General features: G+C 66.9%; 13 protein-coding genes. 9 read left to right on the forward strand and 4 right to left on the reverse strand.

Annotation, left to right across the window (positions count from 1 at the left end):
* The first annotated feature begins 151 nt into the window (after positions 1-151).
* Together prpB and prpC are read left to right on the forward strand one after the other, a co-directional pair.
* Positions 152-1,036 carry a methylisocitrate lyase gene (gene prpB / locus LRK53_RS09460; RefSeq protein WP_235642015.1) on the forward strand — a complete coding sequence of 295 codons (885 nt, stop codon included), beginning with the start codon at positions 152-154 and terminating at the stop codon, positions 1,034-1,036.
* Between the two features lie 162 nt (positions 1,037-1,198).
* Positions 1,199-2,344, forward strand: coding sequence for a bifunctional 2-methylcitrate synthase/citrate synthase (prpC, locus tag LRK53_RS09465; protein ID WP_027492687.1), 1,146 nt, complete (start codon positions 1,199-1,201; stop codon positions 2,342-2,344).
* Positions 2,345-2,485: 141 nt separating this feature from the next.
* On the opposite strand, the gene LRK53_RS09470 is transcribed toward prpC, so the two are convergent.
* Complete coding sequence (locus tag LRK53_RS09470; protein ID WP_235642016.1) at positions 2,486-3,175, reverse strand: TerC family protein; 690 nt, start codon at positions 3,173-3,175, stop codon at positions 2,486-2,488.
* A 284-nt stretch (positions 3,176-3,459) separates the two neighbouring features.
* On the opposite strand from LRK53_RS09470, the gene LRK53_RS09475 reads away from it, so the two are divergent.
* From LRK53_RS09475 to LRK53_RS09485, 3 genes are all read left to right on the forward strand, one after another.
* A complete protein-coding gene (locus tag LRK53_RS09475) occupies positions 3,460-4,911 on the forward strand; it encodes a bifunctional 2-methylcitrate dehydratase/aconitate hydratase (protein ID WP_027492685.1) in 1,452 nt (483 codons plus the stop codon).
* A gap of 246 nt (positions 4,912-5,157) precedes the next feature.
* The gene (locus LRK53_RS09480) at positions 5,158-6,276 is read left to right on the forward strand and encodes an OmpA family protein (RefSeq protein ID WP_027492684.1); all 1,119 of its coding nucleotides are present in this window, start codon (positions 5,158-5,160) and stop codon (positions 6,274-6,276) included.
* Between the two features lie 117 nt (positions 6,277-6,393).
* Positions 6,394-7,167 carry a pseudouridine synthase gene (locus LRK53_RS09485; RefSeq protein ID WP_051257566.1) on the forward strand — a complete coding sequence of 258 codons (774 nt, stop codon included), beginning with the start codon at positions 6,394-6,396 and terminating at the stop codon, positions 7,165-7,167.
* 6 nt (positions 7,168-7,173) lie between these two features.
* Here LRK53_RS09485 and kbl read toward each other — a convergent pair whose 3' ends face one another.
* The 3 genes from kbl to tdh all read right to left on the reverse strand — a co-directional run bounded on the left by kbl (position 7,174) and on the right by tdh (position 13,295).
* The gene (gene kbl, locus LRK53_RS09490) at positions 7,174-8,373 is read right to left on the reverse strand and encodes a glycine C-acetyltransferase (RefSeq protein WP_235642017.1); all 1,200 of its coding nucleotides are present in this window, start codon (positions 8,371-8,373) and stop codon (positions 7,174-7,176) included.
* A gap of 85 nt (positions 8,374-8,458) precedes the next feature.
* Entirely contained in the window at positions 8,459-12,124 is a 3,666-nt protein-coding gene (locus tag LRK53_RS09495; protein ID WP_235642018.1) for a DUF748 domain-containing protein, read from the reverse strand.
* A gap of 136 nt (positions 12,125-12,260) precedes the next feature.
* Positions 12,261-13,295: an L-threonine 3-dehydrogenase gene (gene tdh, locus LRK53_RS09500; protein ID WP_027492680.1), complete on the reverse strand. Its 1,035-nt coding sequence runs from the start codon at positions 13,293-13,295 to the stop codon at positions 12,261-12,263.
* A gap of 139 nt (positions 13,296-13,434) precedes the next feature.
* On the opposite strand from tdh, the gene LRK53_RS09505 reads away from it, so the two are divergent.
* The 4 genes from LRK53_RS09505 (at position 13,435) to miaA (ending at position 21,228) form a co-directional block, all read left to right on the forward strand.
* Positions 13,435-15,552, forward strand: a complete 2,118-nt coding sequence (locus LRK53_RS09505; protein ID WP_235642019.1) for a hypothetical protein — start codon at positions 13,435-13,437, stop codon at positions 15,550-15,552.
* Between the two features lie 108 nt (positions 15,553-15,660).
* Positions 15,661-17,814: a S46 family peptidase gene (locus LRK53_RS09510; protein ID WP_235642020.1), complete on the forward strand. Its 2,154-nt coding sequence runs from the start codon at positions 15,661-15,663 to the stop codon at positions 17,812-17,814.
* 115 nt (positions 17,815-17,929) lie between these two features.
* Complete coding sequence (locus LRK53_RS09515) at positions 17,930-20,092, forward strand: S46 family peptidase (RefSeq protein ID WP_235642021.1); 2,163 nt, start codon at positions 17,930-17,932, stop codon at positions 20,090-20,092.
* Between the two features lie 167 nt (positions 20,093-20,259).
* Positions 20,260-21,228: a tRNA (adenosine(37)-N6)-dimethylallyltransferase MiaA gene (miaA, locus tag LRK53_RS09520; protein ID WP_027492678.1), complete on the forward strand. Its 969-nt coding sequence runs from the start codon at positions 20,260-20,262 to the stop codon at positions 21,226-21,228.
* Positions 21,229-21,337: the final 109 nt, after the last annotated feature.

Genomic DNA, 21,337 nt, shown 5'->3' on the forward strand with positions numbered 1-21,337 from the left:
ATGGGGCCACGGCGGATTCGTCACGCAGGAATTTGCGCTGCGCCACGGCCCCGGTCACGCCGATGCCGTGGCGGCCCGGCAGGCATGCCGGAAAGTCCAATCCCGACTGCGGACGGGCATGGGCTAAAATGGCTGCTTTGACGGAGGCCATATGACGCAGCCAGCATCCCCGGGCGCACGTTTTCGCGCCGCACTCACCGCCGAACAGCCCCTGCAGGTCATGGGCGCGATCACCGCCTATGCCGGCCGGATGGCCAAACGGGTCGGCTACCAGGCGCTATACCTTTCCGGCGGCGGTGTGGCCGCCAATTCGCTGGGCATTCCGGACCTCGGCATCTCGACGATGGAGGACGTGCTCACCGACGCCCGCCGCATCGTGGACGCCACCCAGCTGCCGTTGCTGGTCGACATCGACACCGGCTGGGGCGGGGCGTTCAACATCGCGCGCACCATCCGCTCCTTCATCAACGTCGGCGTGGCCGCGGTGCACATCGAGGACCAGGTCGGCCAGAAGCGCTGCGGCCATCGTCCCGGCAAGGAAGTCGTGCCGAAGGAGGAGATGGTCGACCGCGTGAAGGCGGCGGTGGATGCGCGTACCGACCCGGGCTTCGTGATCATGGCGCGCACCGATGCGGCTGCCGTCGAGGGCATCGACTCGGCGATCGAACGCGCGGTGGCCTACGTCGAAGCCGGCGCCGACATGATCTTCCCCGAGGCGATGAGGATGCTGGACGACTACCGCAAGTTCAAGGCGGCGGTGAAGGTGCCGATCCTGGCCAACCTCACCGAGTTCGGCTCCACCCCGTTCTTCACCACTGATGAACTCAAGAGCGCGAACGTGGACATCGCGCTGTACTGCTGCGGCGCCTACCGCGCGATGAACAAGGCCGCGCTCAATTTCTACGAGACCGTGCGCCGCGAAGGTACGCAGAAGAACATCATCGACACCTTGCAGACGCGCGAGGAGTTGTACGACTTCCTCGGTTACCACGCCTACGAAGACAAACTCGACGCGCTGTTTTCGAAGCAGGGCTGACCGTCACCCCGGTAGGAGCCCGCTCGCGGGCGATGCTTTTGGAGCCGGGATTCGGCATTAGGGATTCGGGATTCGCAAAAGCCAAGGTATCGCCCGCGAGCGGGCTCCTACAGACAGATACGCACGACAAGAAAGCACCAACCTGCACCCTGGAGATTTCCGATGAGCGAGCAAGTCCTACCCAAGGCCAAGAAGTCGGTCGCCCTGTCCGGCGTGGCCGCAGGCAACACCGCGCTGTGCACGGTCGGTCGCAGCGGCAACGACCTGCACTACCGTGGCTACGACATCCACGACCTGGCTGCCAAGGGCTGCTTCGAGGAAGTGGCCTACCTGCTGGTGCACGGCGTGCTGCCGAACTGGACCGAGCTGAACAACTACCGTGCGCGGCTGAAACGCCTGCGCGGCCTGCCGGCGCCGGTCAAGGCCGCGATGGAACTGCTGCCGGCGGCCACCCACCCGATGGACGTGCTGCGCACCGGCTGCTCGGTGCTCGGCACCGTGCTGCCGGAGAAGGACGACCACAACGTCACCGGCGCGCGCGACATCGCCGACCGCCTGATGGCCAGCTTCGGCTCGATGCTGCTGTACTGGTACCACTTCAGCCACAACGGCAAGCGCATTGAGACCGAGACCGACGATGACTCGATCGCCGCCCACTTCCTGCATCTGCTGCATGGCAGGAAGCCCAGTGAGCTGCATGCGCAGGCGCTGGACAAGTCGCTGGTGCTGTACGCCGAGCATGAGTTCAACGCCTCGACCTTCGCCGCCCGCGTCATCGCCGGCACCGGTTCGGACATCTACTCGGCGATCACCGGCGCGATCGGTGCGCTGCGCGGCCCGAAGCACGGCGGCGCGAACGAGGTGGCAATGGAGATCATCGCGCGCTACCGCAGCGCGAACGATGCGGAAGCCGATATCCGTGCCCGCGTCGAGCGCAAGGAAATCATCATCGGCTTCGGCCACCCGGTCTACACGGTGTCCGACCCGCGCAACGAGATCATCAAGGAAGTCTCGCGCAAGCTGTGCACCGACGGCGGCAACCCGACCCTGTTCGACGTTTCCGAGCGGATCGAGAGGGTGATGGGCGAGGTCAAGAAGATGTTCCCGAACCTCGACTGGTACTCGGCCAGCGCGTACCACATGATGGGCGTGCCCACCGCGATGTTCACGCCGCTGTTCGTGATCTCGCGCACTTCCGGCTGGAGCGCGCATGTGATCGAACAGCGTGAGGACGGCAAGATCATCCGCCCCAGCGCGAACTACACCGGTCCGGAAGACCAGGCCTACGTGCCGATCGACAAGCGCTAGGCAGACATTTTTCCGATATGGAAAGGGGAGCCGCGAGGCTCCCTTTTCTGTATCGGCGAAGTGAAAACCGGTTGGGCCGAAACCATGTCCGGGGCTTTCGACGAGCTTGGCCAGGCTCGCCGTGTGGTGGTCTGGATGCTCTCAGTCAGCGGACAGCTTCAGGCGCTGCCGTCGCCGCTGCGCCAGCCAGCCGCCGCCGCAGATGGCGATCACCGCCAGCGCATCCAGGGTGTACTTCGCCCAGACGTGCGCGTCGAACCAGCCGCTGAGCAGATCGTCGTGGGCAATCATGCGTCCGGCCGTGATCGCGATCGCGGCAGCGCCGATGTACATGATGACGGGGAAGCGATCGATCAGTTTCAGGATCAGGGTCGAGCCCCAGACCACCAGCGGTACGCTGATCAGCAGGCCCAGGATGACCAGCAGCAGATGTCCCTTCGAGGCGCCGGCGATCGCCAGCACGTTGTCCAGGCCCATCAGGGTGTCGGCGCCGATGATCGTGCGCAGCGCGCTCCAGAACGTGTTACCGGCCTTGATGTCGGGTCCGTGCTCGTCGCCGTGGTTCAGCAGCTTCCAGGCGATCGGCAGCAGCAGTACGCCGCCGGCCAGCATCAGCCCGGGCAGCTTGAGTAGATAGACCACGATGGCGGTGAGCGCAAAACGGACTGCGACGGCACCGAAGGTGCCCCAGAACACCGCTTTCTTCTGCAGTTCGCGGGGCAGGCGGCTCGCGGCCATGGCGATGACGATGGCGTTGTCACCGGCCAGTACGAGGTCGAGCAAAACGATGGCCAGCAGGCCGGAGAAGAAGTCGGGAGCAGTGAAATGCATGGATGGTTCCGTGCGCGTCGGACGATGCAGCGGACACGGGCACGCGCGGCCCGTGGCCACCGCAAAAGTCTCGTTCGCAGGACGACTGCCGGGTGACCGGAGCGAGGATTCGCTCGTGTTGACGATCACTTCACCGCTACAGATGGGCCTGTCGCGGGAACTACTCCCTTTTGGGCGAGCGGGAATTGTCGGGGCGCGGCATGGTCGCGGTCAAGCGACGCACGGGGCGCCCTTCCTCCCGCAGTCGGCTAAAATAGCGCTTTCCCCTGCCGCGAGATTCCAGCATGAGTGCGCACGACATCCGTTCCGCCGTCCGCCCCGATCCCGACCAGCCGATGGTCGACATCGCCAACTACGTGGCCGATTACCGGATCGACTCGAAGGAGGCCTATGACACCGCGCGCTACATGCTGCTCGACTCGCTGGCCACCGCGATGATGGCGATGAAGTTTCCCGAGTGCGTGAAGCACCTGGGCCCGCTGGTGCCAGGCGCCACCTTGCCGGGCGGCGCCCGCGTGCCGGGCACCAGCCACGAGCTGGATCCGGTGCAGGCTGCATTCGCGATCGGCACGCAGATCCGCTGGCTCGACTTCAACGACACCTGGCTGGCGGCCGAGTGGGGGCATCCGTCGGACAACCTGGGCAGCATCCTGGCGGTGGGCGATTACCTGGGCCGCAAGGCGGAGCGCGAGGGCGGCCAGCCGCTGACCGTGCGCGACGCGCTGGGCTACGCGATCAAGGCGCACGAGATCCAGGGCTGCTACGCGCTGCTGAACAGCTTCAACCGGGTCGGCCAGGACCACGTGATCCTGGTGCGCTTGGCCTCCACCGCGGTGGCCACCGCGATGCTCGGCGGCGACAAGGAGCAGATCACCACTGCCGTGTCACACAGCTGGATCGACAACGGCGCATTGCGCACCTATCGCCATGCGCCGAACACCGGCCCGCGCAAGAGCTGGGCCGCCGGTGACGCCTGCCGCCGCGCGGTGACCCACGCGATCAATGCGGTCCACCGCGGCGTGGTCGGTTATCCGTCGGCGCTGTCGGCGAAGACCTGGGGTTTCTACGACGTGGCGTTCAAGGGCAAGCCGTTCGAGTTCGAGCGCCCGTTCGGCAGCTACGTGATGGAGAACGTGCTGTTCAAGATCAGCTACCCGGCCGAGTTCCATGCGCAGACCGCGGTGGAATGCGCGATGAAGCTGCATGGCGAAGTGGCGGGCCGGCTTGACCAGGTCGAGAAGATCGTCATCGAGACGCAGGAAGCCGGCTGCCGCATCATCGACAAGACCGGCCCGCTGGCGAACTACGCCGATCGCGACCACTGCATCCAGTACATGGTGGCGGTGCCGCTGATCTTCGGCCGGCTGGTGGCCAGTGACTACAACGACGACGTGGCCGCCGATCCCCGCATCGACGCACTGCGCGACAGGATGACGGTGGTCGAGAATCCGCAATTCACGCGCGACTACTTCGACCCGGCCAAGCGCTACATCGGCAATTCGGTGCAGGTGTTCTTCAAGGACGGCAGCAGCACGGAAAAGGTCTCGATCGATTATCCGATCGGCCACCGCAAACGCCGCGCCGAAGGTATTCCGGTGCTGCTGCAGAAGTTCGAGGCGGCCATGCGCGGCCATTTGCCGGCGCATCAGGTCAAGGCGATCATGGCTGCCGTAGAAGACCCCGCACGGCTGGATGCGATGTCATTGCATCACTTCCTGGGACTCTTCACATTGTAAAGACGGTGTGAGTGGAAGATTAAGAACGGGACGATGCGAACTTTCCTGAACGAAGTTTCACCGGCCAATTGGGAGTCGGCGGTCGAAGTATTTCCTGCTTAACGATTTTGCTACAATCCCCGCCGCTTGCCGCCTAACCGCCAAGCAGGGGCAGTGAAAAGCTCTGAGTGACGTAGTTCAGTTCTGACGTGCGACTTCCGGTTAGGGTTGAACGGACGCGAAATCTAATAAATGAGGAGACACCTGATGAAACGTAAGGGCTTGTATTTTCTGATCGCGCTGGCCCTGGGCGGCGTAGGTGCCGTTCATGCGCAGGACACGACTGCTCCCACCGCCACCGAATCGACCACCTCGTCGTATGATGGGCGCTGGTATATCGCGCCCACCGTGGGCGGTTATTACAACGACACCGATCGCCATACCAACAGCCGCCAGTTCTATTACGGCTTGGGCGTGGGTCGGTTCATTTCGCCGAATGCGTCGATTGATCTTTTCGTGGACCGCACCAAGCGCGATCGCGATTCCCAGGTCGGCGGTGGCAGTTGGTCCAACAATACGGTTGGCGCCGCGGCGCGTTTCTATGCGGGCGACTGGAACGCCTGGCGCCCGTACCTGCTGGCCGGCGTGATGGGCAGCAACCACCATTCGCGCGGTGACAGCGGCTGGTCGCCGGCGGCCGAACTGGGCGGTGGCCTGTCCAAGACGCTCACCGACAGCTCCGACATGCGCATCGAAGCCGGCTACCGTTACGACTGGGACGACAAGAGCCAGCAGACAAAAAGCGGTTACGGCGACTGGTTCCTGGGTTTCAGCATCGTGTCGCGCCTCGGCGCTCCGGCGGCCGCTCCGGCTCCGGTTGCAGCAACCCCGCCGCCGGCTGATTGCTCGACAATGGACAGCGACCATGACGGCGTCAACGACTGTGACGACAAGTGCCCGGGTACGGCTGCCGGCACCATCGTCGGTCCGGATGGCTGCCCGCAGAAGGTCGTGATCGACCTGCGCGGCGTGAACTTCAAGTACGATCGCCCGAAGAAGGGTGAGACCGACATCTCGAAGTCGCTGGCCGAGCCGAGCGCCGACTCGATCGCCGTGCTGAACCAGGCCATCGACACCCTGCAGCGCTACCCGCAGGTGAAGGTGACGGTTGCCGGCTACACCGACTCGAAGGGCACCGACGCCTACAACCAGTCCCTGTCCGAGCGTCGTGCCTCGATCGTCTACAACTACCTGACCAGCCACGGCATCAGTGCCAGCCGTCTGGAAGGGCCGATCGGCCATGGCAAGAGCAACCCGATCGGCGACAACGCCACCGACTCCGGTCGCGCGCAGAACCGTCGCACGGAGCTGCAGGTTCAGCAGTAATCGAACCGCGACAACGCAGTAATGAAAAACCCGGCTTCGGCCGGGTTTTTTCTGTCGAGCGCCAATGCAGGGTGCGTCTTCTTGTCGCACTGCGGTCCCGACCTATACGCTGGTGCAATGCCTCGCCCACCTTCTCCTCGCTCCGTCCGTCCCGCGGCATCCGCGCAACAGCCACGCCATGGGTTGGCCCGCGTGTTGTCCAAACTGGGTGCCTGTTCGCGCAGCCAGGCCGAGCAGTGGGTCCGCGCTGGTCGGGTCAGCCTGGACGGCCGTGTGGTGCGCGACCCGTATCACCCGACCTTGATCGATCGGCAGCAGGTTGCCGTCGATGGCCAGCCGGTGAAGTCGGCCAAGTGCGTCTATGTCGCCTTCAACAAGCCGCGAGGGCTTGTGGTCAGTGCAGCCGACGAGCATGGCCGCGCGACGGTCTACACCACGCTGGCGGCCGCCGGCTTGCCGTGGCTGGGTCCGGTTGGGCGGCTGGACAAGGCAAGCGAAGGCCTGCTGCTGCTCAGCAACGACACCGTCTGGGCCGCCGGCATCACCAACCCGGCCACGCATCTGGACAAGACCTACCATGTACAGGTATCCGGCCTGCCGGATACCGCAGTGCTGGCCGCGATGCTGGCGGGCATCGACGATGCCGGCGACTTGCTGAAAGCGCGGCGGGTCGCGTTGTTGCGCACGGGCGAGAAGAATGCCTGGCTTGAAATGGTGCTGGACGAGGGCCGCAACCGGCATATCCGCCGGCTGCTGGCCGCTCTGGGTTTCGACGTGCTGCGCCTGATCCGGGTATCCATCGGACCGCTTGCGCTGGGCGAACTCGCGAAAGGGCAGTGGCGACAGCTGAGTGCGGATGAAGTGGGAGCGCTCGACACCCGCAAAGGCTGAGTGCCGTCAGCCGCCGATCACGCCCAGCTTCCGGCCCACCTTGGTGAAGGCGGCAATGGCCCGGTCAAGATGTTCGCGGGTATGCGCCGCGCTCATCTGGGTGCGGATGCGCGCCTGGCCCTGCGGCACCACGGGGTAGAAGAAACCGGTGACGTAGATGCCTTCCTCCAGCAGGGCAGCGGCCATCGCCTGCGCCTTCGGCGCGTCGTAGATCATCACTGGCACGATCGGGTGCACGCCCGGCTTGATGTCGAAGCCGGCGGCGGTCATCCGCTCGCGGAAGTAGCGGGTGTTTTCCTTGAGCTTCTCGCGCAGCTCGCCGGCGCTGGAGAGCATGTCGAACACCTTGATCGCCGCGGCGACCACGTGCGGCGGCAACGAGTTGGAGAACAGGTACGGGCGCGAGCGCTGGCGCAGCAGCTCGATCACTTCCCTGCGGCCGGTAGTGAAGCCGCCCAGTGCGCCGCCGAGCGCCTTGCCCAGCGTGCCGGTGAAGATGTCGATCTTGTCCATCACGCCGTTGACCTCGGCCGAGCCGCGGCCGCTGTCGCCGAGGAAGCCGGTGCAGTGGCATTCGTCGATGTGCACCATGGCGTCGTATTTCGCCGCCAGCGCGGTGATCTGGTCGAGCCTGGCGATGAAGCCGTCCATCGAGAACGCGCCATCGGTCGAGATCAGCTTGGTGCGAACGCCGGCCGCATCGGCGGCCTGCAGCTGCTGCTCCAGGTCGGCCATGTCGCTGTTGGCGTAGCGGAACCGTTTGGCCTTGCACAGGCGGATGCCGTCGATGATCGAGGCGTGGTTCAACGCGTCGGAGATCACCGCGTCCTGCTCGCCCAGCAGCGGTTCGAACAGGCCGCCGTTGGCGTCGAAGCAGGCGGCGTAGAGGATGGTGTCCTCGGTGCCGAAGAACTCGGCGATCTTCGCTTCCAACTGCTTGTGCAGATCCTGCGTGCCGCAGATGAAGCGCACGCTGGCCATGCCGAAGCCATGGCTGTCCAGCGCGTCCTTGGCGGCCTGGATCACCGCGGGATGGTCGGCCAGCCCAAGATAGTTGTTGGCGCAGAAGTTCAGCACCCTGCGGCCGCCTTGCAGCTCGATCTCGGCGGACTGCGGCGAGGTGATGATGCGCTCGGCCTTGAACAGGCCCTGTTCGCGAATGGCGTCGAGTTCGCTGGCGTAGCGCGCCTTGGCTGAGTAGCTCATGGGGAATTCCCGCCGGTGGCAAAACGCTATTTTGACCGCTTGGCGCCGTGCTGGGAAGGAAGCCACGGCGCCGAGCCTGCGAGCGCTACTGCTTCAGGCCGAAATCCACGCGCGTGGTCTTGCCCTGGTCGTCGACGCCCTGGGCATCGAGCTTCGGTTCCTGCAGCGACACGCGCGCGTCGTCCAGCTTGCCCTTCAGCCACGCCTGCACCGCGGCGGCGCGGCGCTCGGCCAGCGCGCGCATGGCCTTGGCGTCCACTGGCACGCCGGTTTCCATCAGGCTGCGCATCTCGTCGGGTTCGAGCGACTTCTTCAGGCCGAGAAAGTTGCGCGGCTTGTCCTGCAGTTCGTCGTGGCGATAGGCGCGCTTGAGGTACTTCTCGTATTCGTCCGGGGTGACGTTGACCGCGGCCAGCGCGGCATCCGAGGTGTCGGCGTTCTTGCCTTCGGTATCCAGCGCCTTCTCGCGGCGTACCAGGTTGTCCACCGTGACCTTGCGCAAGCCATCCTGGTCCTTGCCCGGGTCGACCCGGCCGATGATGCCGAGCTTCAGCGACGGCTTCTGCTGCAACATGGCCACGATCTTGCCCAGGCGCTCCTGCGCCTTCGCGTCGAGCACCGCCGAACCCGCCGCGAACTCGACGTAGCCCAGATCCTCGTGGCTGCCGCCGAAGGCGCCGGCCAGCAGGCGGAACGGCGCGGTGACAGCCTTGGCGATCAGGTTGCCGAAGGCGCGCCAGATCATTCCGCCCAGGCTGAACTGCGGATCGTCCAGCGAACCGGACACCGGCACGTTCACGTCGATGTTGCCCTGGGTGTCCTTGAGCAGCGCCACCGCCAGCTTCACCGGCAGGTGCCTGATGCCGGGGCTCTCGTTGCGCTCGCCGAAGCTGAGCTGGGTGATGAAGATGTGGTTGTCCGCATCGAGCTTGCGCTGGTCCAGCATGTAGTGGACATCCACGCTGAGCTTGCCGGCGGTGATCGGGTAGCCGGTGTATTTGGTGGAGTAGGCGGCAAGCCGGGTGAGCTCCACCTCGTTGGCCTTGCCCTTGATGTCCAGGAACGCCACCGGCTGCAGCGGGTTGATGCTGCCGTCGATGTCCACCGGCGAGTCGTCGTCCAGCGCCGCCTGCACCGACAGCGCGGCCGGCGGATCGCCCGGGGTGGTGCCGAACGCGCCGATCCGGCCGGTGAGCTTGGTGAGGTTGGCGGTGTAGTTGGGCTTGATGAAGTTGTCGGTGTAGTTGAGCTGGCCGTTGACCAGGGTGATGCCGCCGATGTGGATGTCGGCCGGGGGCGCGGCCGGTGTCGTGGCTGCCGCGACCGCCGCGCTGGTAGTTGCCGCCGGTGCGGGCGTCGCTGGCTTCGGTGGTGGCGGGGGCGGCGTGGCCGGCGTGCCGGTCGCGCGGGTTACCGATACCGGCGCGGCCTCGGGCGAGGCGACCACGTCGGACAGGTTCAGCTTGCCGTCCGCATTGATGATCATGCGGGCATAGAACGAGGTCAGCGCCAGGGCACCGATGCGCACGCGCGGCGCGCCCTGGCCGATGTCGGCGTCGAGGTTGGATGCGCTCAGCGTGCGCCAGCGCAGGAAGTCGTCGCCGGTGAGCTTGTCCTGCACGCGCACGCGCTCGAGTGCGGCGTTGCCGCGGTAATGCAGCTTCGGCGTGCTGCCGCGGCCGTCGTAGTACAGCTTGCCGTTGCTGGTGAGTCGGGCGCCCGACACGGTGACGTTCAGCGGCACGCTGATGTACGGCTCGAAGCGGGCGATGTCCAGTTGCCTGGTGGACAGTTGCAGGTCGGCGCCCAGCGGCGAGGGCCGCAGCTTGCCGGAGGCGGTGAAGCTGCCGCCGTCGATGGCGCCTTCCAGCTTGAACGGCCGCGCGACGCCCAGCTTGTCGTCCAGATCGTCGAGGCTGCCCTTGAGTGATTTCAGCTGCACGGTGGCGGGCTTGGAGCCGACGGCCTGGTCGGTGAAGTCGACCGCGCCGCCGTCCAGGCCCAGGTGGGCGATGCTCCAGTGCCAGGGTGGACCCGGATCCGCCGCGGCCTTCCGCGGGGCACCCGGCGGTGCGAGCAGTTCCAGCAGGCTGATCGCGCCGTTGTGCTGGCGCTGCACATCCAGGCTGAGGCCGCTGGCGGTGACCGTGCCCAGCTGCGCCTGGCGATTGGCCAGGTCGAGCAGGCGGATCTCCGCCTGCAGCTTGCCCCAGGTCAGCGGGGTACCGTGTTCTTTCGAAGGCGCTTCGAGCGCGAAGTCGCTCACCGCGGCGTGTGCGTCGGCGAGATGTACGTTGACGGCCTTGCCCCAGTCGAGCTGCAGCTGGCCGTCGGCGTCGAGTTTGCCCCTGGTTACCCGCGCGGCCATCGGCGGGGCCATCGCCTGCAGCGGGGCCACGTCCACCTGGTTGAGGCCGAGCTGGGCCGCCAGTCGGCCGGCGGCCAGGTCCAGCGTGCCCTTGGCCGACAGCTCGCCGCCGCCGAGCCGGGCGGCCAGGTCGATCCGGCCGGCTGGTGCCGGTTGCAGGCTCAGGCCTTGCAGGCTGCCGTGCAGGTTGTCGATGGCCAGCTCGTGCTGCGTGGCGTCGGTATAGCGGATGGCGCTGTTCGTGAGTGCCAGCGAGGCGATGCGCAGGTCGGTCGGCGTTGCCTTGGCGGTGGAGGCGGGCGGTGCCGGGCTGGCGGTGAGGCTATCGAAGTTGCTGTGGCCACCGGCACCCTGGGTGTAGTGCAGCCGGGCCTGGTCCAGCTGCAGCGCGGCCAGCCGATAGCGCGAGAGCAGCGGCTGCACGTCGGCCAGCTCGGCGCTGCCGTGGCCGAGTTCGAGGATCGGCTCGCCATGGTTGCTGGCGAGCGCGAAGTCATCCAGTTGCAGGTGACCGGTCAGTTGCAATTGCGGCGTGGGTTTGGTCTGCACGAAGTGCAGGTCGAGATTCCCGCTGAGCCGCCCCTTGGGCACGGCCACCGGCAGCGGCACGGGAACGTAGGCCAGGTAGCGCGGCAGATCCAGCTGGTCGAGCTGGAAGTGCACCACGGCCTCGCGGGTGTCCGCGAAGGGTTTGGTGTGGCCGTCGATGCGCAGCGGGCTGCCATCCACCCGCAGCGACAGCAGCGGCTGCACGAACACGTCGGTGTCGCTGGGCAGGTTGGCGATGAAGGGGATGCCCAGTTCCAGCTGCTCGACGTGGTGGTTGGCCTTGGCCAGCTGGTCGTCGAACTGGATGTCGCCGGCATGCACGGCGATGTTGGACAGCGCGAAGCGCGCCGGCGGCGTCTTGGGGGCGGCAGGCTTCGCGGCGTAGCGCTCCAGCAGGTCGGTGAAATTGAAGCGCCCGTCCGCCGTGCGCACGATGCGGATCCGGGGTTGCTGCAGGCGCAGTTCGTCCAGCACCGGCGCCTGGCGGAACAGCGAAGTCCACGAGGCGTTGATCACCGCCTGGTCGATGTCCACGAACGGCGAGCGGCCGTCGCGGTCGGCGATGTGCAGGCGATCCAGCTGCAGGCGCAGGGTATACGGGTTGAAATGCACCGCAGCCACCGTCACCGACCGCGACAGGGCCGCGCTGGCGCGCTTCTCGATCTGGCCGCGGATGATCGGCGGGGCGGCGAAGAAGCCGAGCAGGCCGAACACCACCAGCACGATGGCGGCGATCAGTGTGGCCTTGCGCGCGCGGTGCGAGCGGTACAGCTGCCGGGCCTTGTCGCGGGCCGCCGCCAGGCGGGCACCTGCCATGGAGCGAAGGGCGTTCATGCGGACTTTCCGGTGGCGTCATGGACCGGCGGCACCCGCCGGGCACTTCCTGCAGCCGGCAGCGACCGGCCGCAGGAAGTTTACGCAGATGCGGTGAAACCGGCGATGACAGACGGCGACCGTCGTCCGCGCTCGTTCAGCTCCAGGAGCAGACCACCTTGCCGCAGCTGCCGGCGTCCATCAGGTCGAAGCCCTTCTGGAAGTCGTCGATGCGGATCTGGTGGGTCAGCACTTTCTGCAGCGGGAAGCCGGTCAGCACCATCTGGGTCATCTTGTACCAGGTCTCGTACATGCGCCGGCCGTAGATGCCCTGCAGGGTGAGGCCCTTGAAGATCACCTTGTCCCAGTCGATGCCGGCGCCCTTGGGCTGGATGCCGAGCAGGGCGATCCTGCCGCCGTGGTACATGCAGTCGAGCATGTCGTTGAACGCGCGCGGGTTGCCGCTCATCTCCAGGCCCACGTCGAAGCCTTCCATGTGCAGGTCCTTCATCACGTCCTTCAGCGACTGGTTGGCCACGTTGACCACGCGGGTGGCGCCCATGTCCGCCGCCAGCTTCAGGCGGTAGTCGTTGACGTCGGTGACCACCACGTTGCGCGCGCCCACGTGCTTGGCGATGCCGGCGGCGATGATGCCGATCGGGCCGGCGCCGGTGATCAGCACGTCCTCGCCGATCAGGTCGAACTCCAGCGCGCAGTGCGCGGCGTTGCCGTAGGGGTCGAAGAACGCGGCCAGCTCGGACGGGATCTGGTCCGGGATCGGCCACAGGTTCGAGGCCGGCATGGTCATGTACTCGGCGAACGCACCGTTGCGGTTCACGCCGATGCCGATCGTGTTCGGGCACAGGTGCTGGCGGCCGGCGCGGCAGTTGCGGCAGTGGCCGCAGACGATGTGGCCTTCGGCCGAGACGCGGTCGCCGACCTTGTAGCCGGTCACGCCCGGGCCGACCTCCACGATCCGGCCGACGAACTCGTGGCCGATGGTCAGGCCCGGCTTGATGGTGCGCTGGCTCCACTCGTCCCACTTGTAGATGTGCAGGTCGGTGCCGCAGATCGCGGTCTTCTCGATCTTGATCAGCACCTCGTTGGGGCCGACCTCGGGCAGCGGCACTTCTTCCATCCAGATGCCCTGCTCGGGCTTGCGCTTGACCAAGGCTTTCATCATCTGAGGCATGGGAATTTCCGTGGGGAGAGTAGGTAACCAGGCATTATAGGAGGCGCGCGGGAGGCCGGCTTCGTGCAGTGCAGCGTTGTGGTCCCGAACCCGTGCTTTTACTGTCGCAAGACTGTGTGTCACTGAACGGAGCAGGCGAATGCGTTTGAGCACGATGGGGAGTTTGGTCGGGGCGGCGGTGCCGAAGCAGCGGTGGCGCTCCGTCGTTTCGTCGCTGGCACTGGTGGCGTGTCTGGCAGCCATGCCGGCGGCGTGGGCGGCACCGGATCAGGGGACCGGGAGCCCGCTGCAGTTCCGCATCACAGAAGGGAACATCGAGAACGCATTTTTCCAGGATGGCCCCGTCGCGGCCCATCTGCTGCTCAGCTCCGGCGAGAAGCCGCGCGTGCTGGTGGCGTTTCCGGCCGGCAACAGCGGTGCAGGCGTCTGGTTCGAGCCGACCAGCAAACCGGTGCACTGGTCGCTGGGGCGGGTAACGGGCCAGCAGCGCACCGTGGAGGGGCACGCCTGGAACGGCATCGCCGCCGATGCCAGTGTCACGGCCGACCGGCTGGTGCTGAAGGATGCCGTGCTCGGCAGCATCCGCGTGTTGCGCGACTACCAGCTCGGCCAGGGCTACGCCGCGCAGGTAGCGGCCACGCCGCAGATCGTCGCCACGCCGCAGCTCACCGGGCGCTCGATCCGCTGGCAGCGCCAGCGGCTGGACGGTGCGCCGGGCTACGCCATCGCGCTGAGCACGGACAACGGCCGCTTCGCCCGCGAGGACGGGCACATCGTGCTGCGCCCGGATCGCGCGGGCGAGGCGTTGCACCTGCGCATCGAAGCCAGCACCGGCGAGCCCCCGCTGACCCCGTTCACTGACCTGCTCAACGACCGTGCGCAAGCCGATCTACGCAGCCGCGAGGCACTGCGGTTCCTCAGCTACCGCGAGAAATTCCTCGCCGGCTCCTGGCGTTTCGATACCTATTTCGGCCGCGACACGCTGATGTCGCTGCGCCTGCTGATGCCGGTGCTGCAACCGGTGGCGGTCGACGCCGGGATCGCCTCGGTGCTGGCGCGTCTTTCGCCGGATGGCCAGGTCGCGCACGAGGAGGGCATCGGCGAGTTCGCGGTACTGCAGCATCTCAAGGAGCAGGGCAAGCCGTCGGCGGCGCCGATCTACGACTACACGATGATCGACGGCAACTTCATGTTGCCGCCGGTCGCGGCCGCATGGCTGCTGGAGGATCCGCGCGGGCGCGACGGCGCCCGCGCCTTCCTGGCCGGCAAGCTCGGGGCCGGGCGGCAGGGCGATGCGCTGGTGCGCAACTTGTTGTTCGTCACCGCCAGCAGCGAAGCCTTCGCGCGCAAGCCGGTGTACGCGAACCTGATCGCGCTCAAGCCCGGCGCCAAGGTGGGTCAGTGGCGCGACAGCAACGAGGGCATCGGCCGCGGCCGCTATCCCTACGACGTCAACGCGGTCTGGATGCCGGCCGCGCTGCGCGCGATCGGCGAGTTCCTCGATGCCGGCCTGCTGGACGACTACACCACGCCGGCGCAACGCGAGCGCTTGCGCGCGGCCGCCGCCAGCGCCGGCGACTGGGAACAGCACGCCAGCGCCCTGTTCACCGTGCGTCTGTCCAACGAGCGCGCTACCCGGCAGGTGCGCGATTACGCCAGGCAGATCGGTGTGTCCGATGCCTCCGCATTGAAGGCCATAGGCGACGCTAGCCTGGAATTCCCCGCCATCGCGCTGGATGCGCAGGGCAAGCCGATTCCGGTGCTGCATTCGGACGAGGGTTTCCGGTTGTTGTTCGGCAAGCCTGACGCCGCCGTGCTGGATCGCAACGTCGCCAGCCTGATGCGGCCGTTCCCGGCGGGCCTGATGACTGACGTGGGCATGCTGGTCGCCGATCCCGCCTACGCCGATCGCGAGGTGTGGCGGCGCTTCGGCAACAACGCGTACCACGGCACCGTGGTCTGGGCCTGGCAGCAGGCCATCATGGCTGCCGGCCTGCAGCGCCAGCTGGCCCGCGCCGACCTGTCCGCCCCGACCCGTCAGCACCTGGAGGCGGCACAGTCCGAGCTGTGGCGGGCAATCTGCGCGGCTGGCGCGGTGCGTACCTCGGAGTTGTGGTCCTGGTCATACGCCGATGGCCATTACCGCATCGAGCCGTTCGGTGCGGGAAGTACGGACGAGGACGAATCCAACGCCGCGCAGCTGTGGAGCACGGTATTTCTCGCCTTGCCGCCGCCGGCAGGGCAGTCCTGCCGCTGAGCTTCCCGCTGCCGATCGCCATGGACGGCAGTGTGCAATGCAGCGTTACCCCCACGGGCGTTCCGTCCTATGTTCGCAAGTTGTTGCGAAATGCTTGGGGATACATGAATGCGTTTGAGGAAGATGGGTTTGGTCATGGCCGTGATGCTGGCACCGACTGCACAGGCCGACGAAGGCATGTGGATGCCATCGCAGCTGCCGGGCATCGGCGGACCGCTGCACGCGGCGGGCTTCCAGGGCAATCCCGCCGACCTCGCCGATCTCACCAGGGCGCCGCTCAATGCGGTGGTCAAGGTCGGTGGCGCGACTGGTGCCTTCGTCAGCGACGAGGGCCTGGTGCTGACCAATCACCACGTCGCGTTCGGGGTGATCCAGTACAACAGCAACGCGCAGCGCAACCTGATCGAGCAGGGCTACGTGGCGGCCAGTCGCGGCGAGGAGCTGCCGGCCAACCCGGATTTCCGCCTGCGCGTCACGGTCGGCTTCGACCAGGTCACCGAGCAGGTGCTGGCCAACGCCCGCGGCAAGACTGGCCGCGCCTACTACGACGCGGTGGACGCGGCGAGCAAGGCGCTGGTCGCCGCGTGCGAGCGCGAGGACGGCATGCGCTGCAGCGTGGCGAACATGTTCTACGGCCGCGACTTCTACCTGGTGAAGCAACTGGAGCTGCGCGACGTGCGGCTGGTCTACGCGCCGCCGCGCGCGATCGGCAACTACGGCGACGAGGTGGACAACTTCATGTGGCCGCGCCACAGCGGCGACTTCACCGTGCTGCGTGCCTACGTCGGTCCCGACGGCAAGCCGGCGGATTATTCGAAAGACAACCGGCCGTACACACCGCCGGCGCACCTGCAGATCGCTCGTGACGGCGTGAGCGAAGGCGACTACGTGATGCTCGCCGGCTATCCCGGCATCACCTACCGCCACCGCAGCGCCGCCGAGTTCGCCGACCAGGTGCAATGGCGCCTGCCGGCCTCGGTGGCGGCGATGAAGGCACTGCAGGACGTGATCGAGGAGGCCGGCAAGGCGGATGCGCAGGCGAAGATTCGCTACGCCTCGCAGCTGCAGTCGCTGAAGAACGGCATCAAGCGTTTCAGCGGCGAGCTGGACGGCCTGAAGCGCAGCAATGCGGTGGCGGTGCGCCAGCGGGACGAGGCGGCGATGCTGGCATGGCTGGGCAAGCAGGCCGATGCCCGTACGCTGCGCCCGCAGATCGACGCCGCGATGGCCGAAATCGCCGCCGGCAACGCGGGCCGCGAACGCGACCTGCTGCTCGGCCTCGCGCAGTCGCAGACCCAGCTGCTGCGTTCGGCGCTGCGTCTGCAGCGTCTGGCGCACGAGCGCGGCAAGCCCGACGCCGAGCGGGAAAACGGCTACCAGCAGCGCGACGAGGAACTGATCGCCGGCGGTCTGCGCCAGGTGCAGCGCCGCTACGACCCGGTAGTGGAGAAGCGCCTGCTTGCCGTGCTGCTGGGCCGCTACCAGCAGCTCCCCGAGGCGCAGCGTCTGGCCGAGTTCGATACCGCCTTCGGCCGCACGCCGGCCGAACTGGCGACCGCGCTGGATCGCGTCTACGCCGTCACCAGACTGGGCGACGAAGCGCAGCGCCTGCACTGGCTCGAGGCCACGCCGACCGAACTGGCCAGGAGCGACGACGCGCTGCTGGCGCTCGCCGCGAAGCTGCAACCGGCGCTGCTGTGCCTGGATGACGAACGCAAGGCGCGCGAGGGCGAGCTGCTGCGCCTGCGCCCGGCCTACATGCAGGCGCTGATCGCCTACCGCGAGCAGCAGGGGCGGGCGGTGTACCCGGACGCGAACTCCACCCTGCGCGTGAGCTACGGCAAGGTCACCCCACTCGCGGCGCGCGACGCAGTCGCCTACGCGCCGCTGACCAGCACCGCGGGCATCGTCGAGAAGAACACTGGCGAGGCGCCGTTCGACGCGCCCACGCCGCTGCTCAAGGCGATCGCCAAGGGCGACTACGCCGGCTACCTCGACCCGAAGTCCGGCACGATGCCGGTGAACTTCCTCAGCAACCTCGACACCACTGGCGGCAATTCCGGCTCGCCGGTGCTGAACGCCAAAGGCGAGCTGGTCGGCCTCAACTTCGACAGCAACTGGGAGGCGGTCAGCGCCAGCTGGATGTTCGACCCGCGCTACAAGCGCGCCATCCACGTCGACCTGCGCTACATGCGCTGGCTGATGGACAAGGTCTACCCGGCACCGTGGCTGCTGCAGGAGCTGGGCGTGCCTGCGCGCTGAATGTCGCAGGCATGACTTGCGGCAGATGCCGCGACCACCCGGCTCGGGCATAAGTCGAAAGTTATTACGTCATTTTTCTGGTCTTCCGGGGCCGGCTTTCACCAGGAGATTTTCCTTGCGTCGTCTATTGCTTGCCGCAGCCGTGTCCATCGGCCTGATCTCGTCCGCCCATGCCGTCGAAGGCATGTGGCAGCCCGCCCAGTTGCCATCCATCGCCGCCACGCTCAAGCAGCACGGCCTGAAGCTGGACCCGAAGACGCTGACCGACCTCACCGTCTACCCGATGGGTGCGATCGTCAGCCTGGGCGGCTGCACCGCCTCGTTCGTCTCGCCCGAGGGCCTGGTGGTGAGCAACCACCACTGCGTGTACGGCGCGCTGCAGCTGAACTCCACGCCGGAGAACAACCTGATCGAGAAAGGCTTCCTGGCTAAGACGAAGGCGGACGAACTTTCCGCCGGTCCGTCCGCACGCGTCTTCGTCACCGAGGAAATCCGCGACGTCACCAAGGAGATCACCGCCAAGCTCACTGATGCGATGAGCGGCGCCGAGCGCTACAAGGCGATCGAGCAGGCGATCAAGCAGCAGGTCAAGGCCTGCGAGAGCGACGGCTACCGTTGCGATGTCTACACCTTCCATGGTGGTTACAACTATCAGCTGATCCGCCAGCTGGAAATCAAGGACGTGCGCCTGGTTTACGCACCGCCGGAGTCGATCGGCAAGTTCGGCGGCGACGTCGACAACTGGATGTGGCCGCGCCACACCGGCGACTTCGGCTATCTGCGCGCCTACGTCTCGAAGGACGGCAAGTCGGCCACCTACTCGAAGGACAACGTGCCGTACCAGCCGAAGCACGTGCTCAAGGTGAACCCGCAGGGCGTGGAACAGGGCGACTATGTGATGGTGGTCGGCTACCCGGGCCGCACCAACCGCTACCGCCTTGCCGACGAGGTGCAGAGCTCGATCGATTGGACGTACCCAACCCAGATCAAGGTGTATGAGGACACACTCAACATCATCAACAGCGCCGGCAAGGCCGACCCGAAGGTGGCGGTGAAGTACGCCAGCATGGTCGCCGGCCTCAACAATTACCTGAAGAACTTCGGCGGCCAGCTCGAAGGCCTGCATCGTGCCGATGCGGTGAACGTGAAGCGTGCGCAGGAAGCGGCACTCGAAGCGTGGTTGAAACAGCAGGGCGGCGCGGAGAATGCCGAGTTGGCGGCCGACATCGGCAAGCTGCGCCAGCAGATCGCCACCGACCAGGGCAATCGCGAGCGCAACCTGGCCATCGGCCTGGTCAACCGCGCCCAGCTGTTCAGCACCGCGGTGCGATTGACCCACCTGGTGAAAGAGCGGCCCAAGGCCGACCTCGATCGTGACGCCGGCTACCAGCAGCGTGACTGGGTGCGCATCGAAGGCGGCCTGAAGCAGCTGGACCGCCGCTACGACGCCGGCGTGGACCAGCAGTTCATGGCCTATGGCCTCAAGCGCTACGTGGCGCTGCCGCAGGGGCAGCGTCTGCCTGCACTGGACGCGTGGCTGGGTGGTGCGAAGAGCGAGGCCGAACTCAAGGCGAAGGTTGCCGCGGTGTATGCCGGCAGCAAGCTCGGCAGCGTCGATGAGCGCATGAAGTGGTTCGAAGCCGACAGCAAGGCGATCGACGCCAGTGGCGACAGCATGCTCAAGCTGGCCCGTGCGGTGCAACCGCAGCTGAAGAAGCTGGAAGACGAAGGCGACGCTCGCGACGGCGAGCTTTCCAAGCTGCGCCCGCGCTACATGCAGGCGATGATCGCGTGGAAGGATTCGCAGAAGCTGCCGGTCTACCCCGATGCGAACAGCTCGCTGCGCGTCACCTTCGGCAACGTGCAGGGTGTGGCGCCGCGCGACGGCGTCAGCTACGCGCCGTTCACCACCGCGCAGGGCATCGTCGAGAAGGACACCGGGGTGGAGCCGTTCAACTCGCCGAAGGCCGAGCTGGCCGCGATCAAGGCCAAGGCGTTCGACGGCTACGCCTCGCCGAAGCTGGGCACGCTGCCGGTCAACTTCCTTGCCGACCTGGACATCACCGGCGGCAACTCCGGCTCGCCAGCGATGGACGCGAACGGCCAGCTGGTCGGCCTCGCCTTCGACGGCAACTGGGAATCGGTCAGCGGCGACTGGCTGTTCAACCCGCAGCTCAACCGCTCGATCCAGGTCGACGTGCGCTACATGCTGTGGGTGATGCACCACCTCGACCACGCCGACAACCTGCTGAAGGAAATGGGCGTGCCGGGGAGATAAGCCGCACCTGACGGCGTAGGAGCGCACCCCCGGATCGAGTCCGGGGCAGGCTCTGTGCGCGATGCTCTTGGCTCTGCCCGACATCAGAGCATCGCACACAGAGCCTGCCCCGGACTCGATCCGGGGGTGCGCTACGGGCGGTTGTCGCACCGTTTACACTGGCCTTGATGCCGCTCGACACCCGCCCCCTCGCCATTTTCCTGATGGGCCCCACCGCCTCCGGCAAGACCGCGCTGGCGTGCGAGCTGGGCGAGCGGTTTCCGCTGGAGCTGGTCAGCGTCGATTCGGCGCTGGTCTACCGCGGCATGGACATCGGCACGGCCAAGCCCGATACGGCGACGTTGGCGCGCCATCCGCATGCGCTGGTCGACATCCGCGATCCTGCCCAGCCGTATTCGGCGGCGGATTTCCGCGCCGATGCGCTGGCGGCGATGCAGCGGATCAGCGCGCGGGGCAGGGTGCCGCTGCTGGTCGGCGGTACCGGGCTGTACTTCCGTGCGCTGCAGCAGGGGCTGTCCGACTTGCCGGAAGCCGATCCAGCGACCCGCGCGCGACTGGCCGCCGAGGCGCGGCAACTCGGCTGGCCGGCCATGCATATGCGGCTGGCAACCCTCGATCCGGTCTCCGCCAACCGCATCGGCTGCAACGACGTGCAGCGCCTGCAGCGCGCGCTGGAGGTGATCGAACTGACCGGCAGGCCGCTGTCCGAACTGCAGCGCAGCGGTGCGGCGACACGCTTCCCGTGGCGTGTGCTGAAGCTGGCGCTGCTGCCGGCTGACCGGCGCGTGCTGCACGAGCGCATCGCCCGGCGTTTCGACGCGATGCTGGCGGAAGGGTTCCTGGACGAGGTGCGCGCGCTGCGCGCCCGCGGCGACCTGCATGCCGACCTGCCGGCGATCCGTGCGGTCGGCTACCGGCAGGCGTGGGAGCGCCTGGACGGCCAGACCGACGCGGTCGGGTTCCGCGACCGCGCCATCTTCGCCACCCGCCAGCTGGCCAAGCGGCAGATCACCTGGCTGCGCAGCGACTATGGCACCCGCCTGTTCGACCCCGATCAGCCCGGCTTGGCCGCCTGCGCCGCGGCGGCCGTACAGCTGTTTCTGGGCGGCGCGGGCGGGTCAGCGTCGCCAGCGTGACCCAGTGCACTTGCGCTGCGCAAAAATCTTCTTTCATCAAGTATTTGAAAGCAGCTAACATCCGGTCATGTTGGACCGGGGCGCCATCGGCGTTTTTTCTCCGGTCTGT

The organism is Rhodanobacter thiooxydans (assembly GCF_021545845.1).
Lineage (GTDB): Bacteria > Pseudomonadota > Gammaproteobacteria > Xanthomonadales > Rhodanobacteraceae > Rhodanobacter.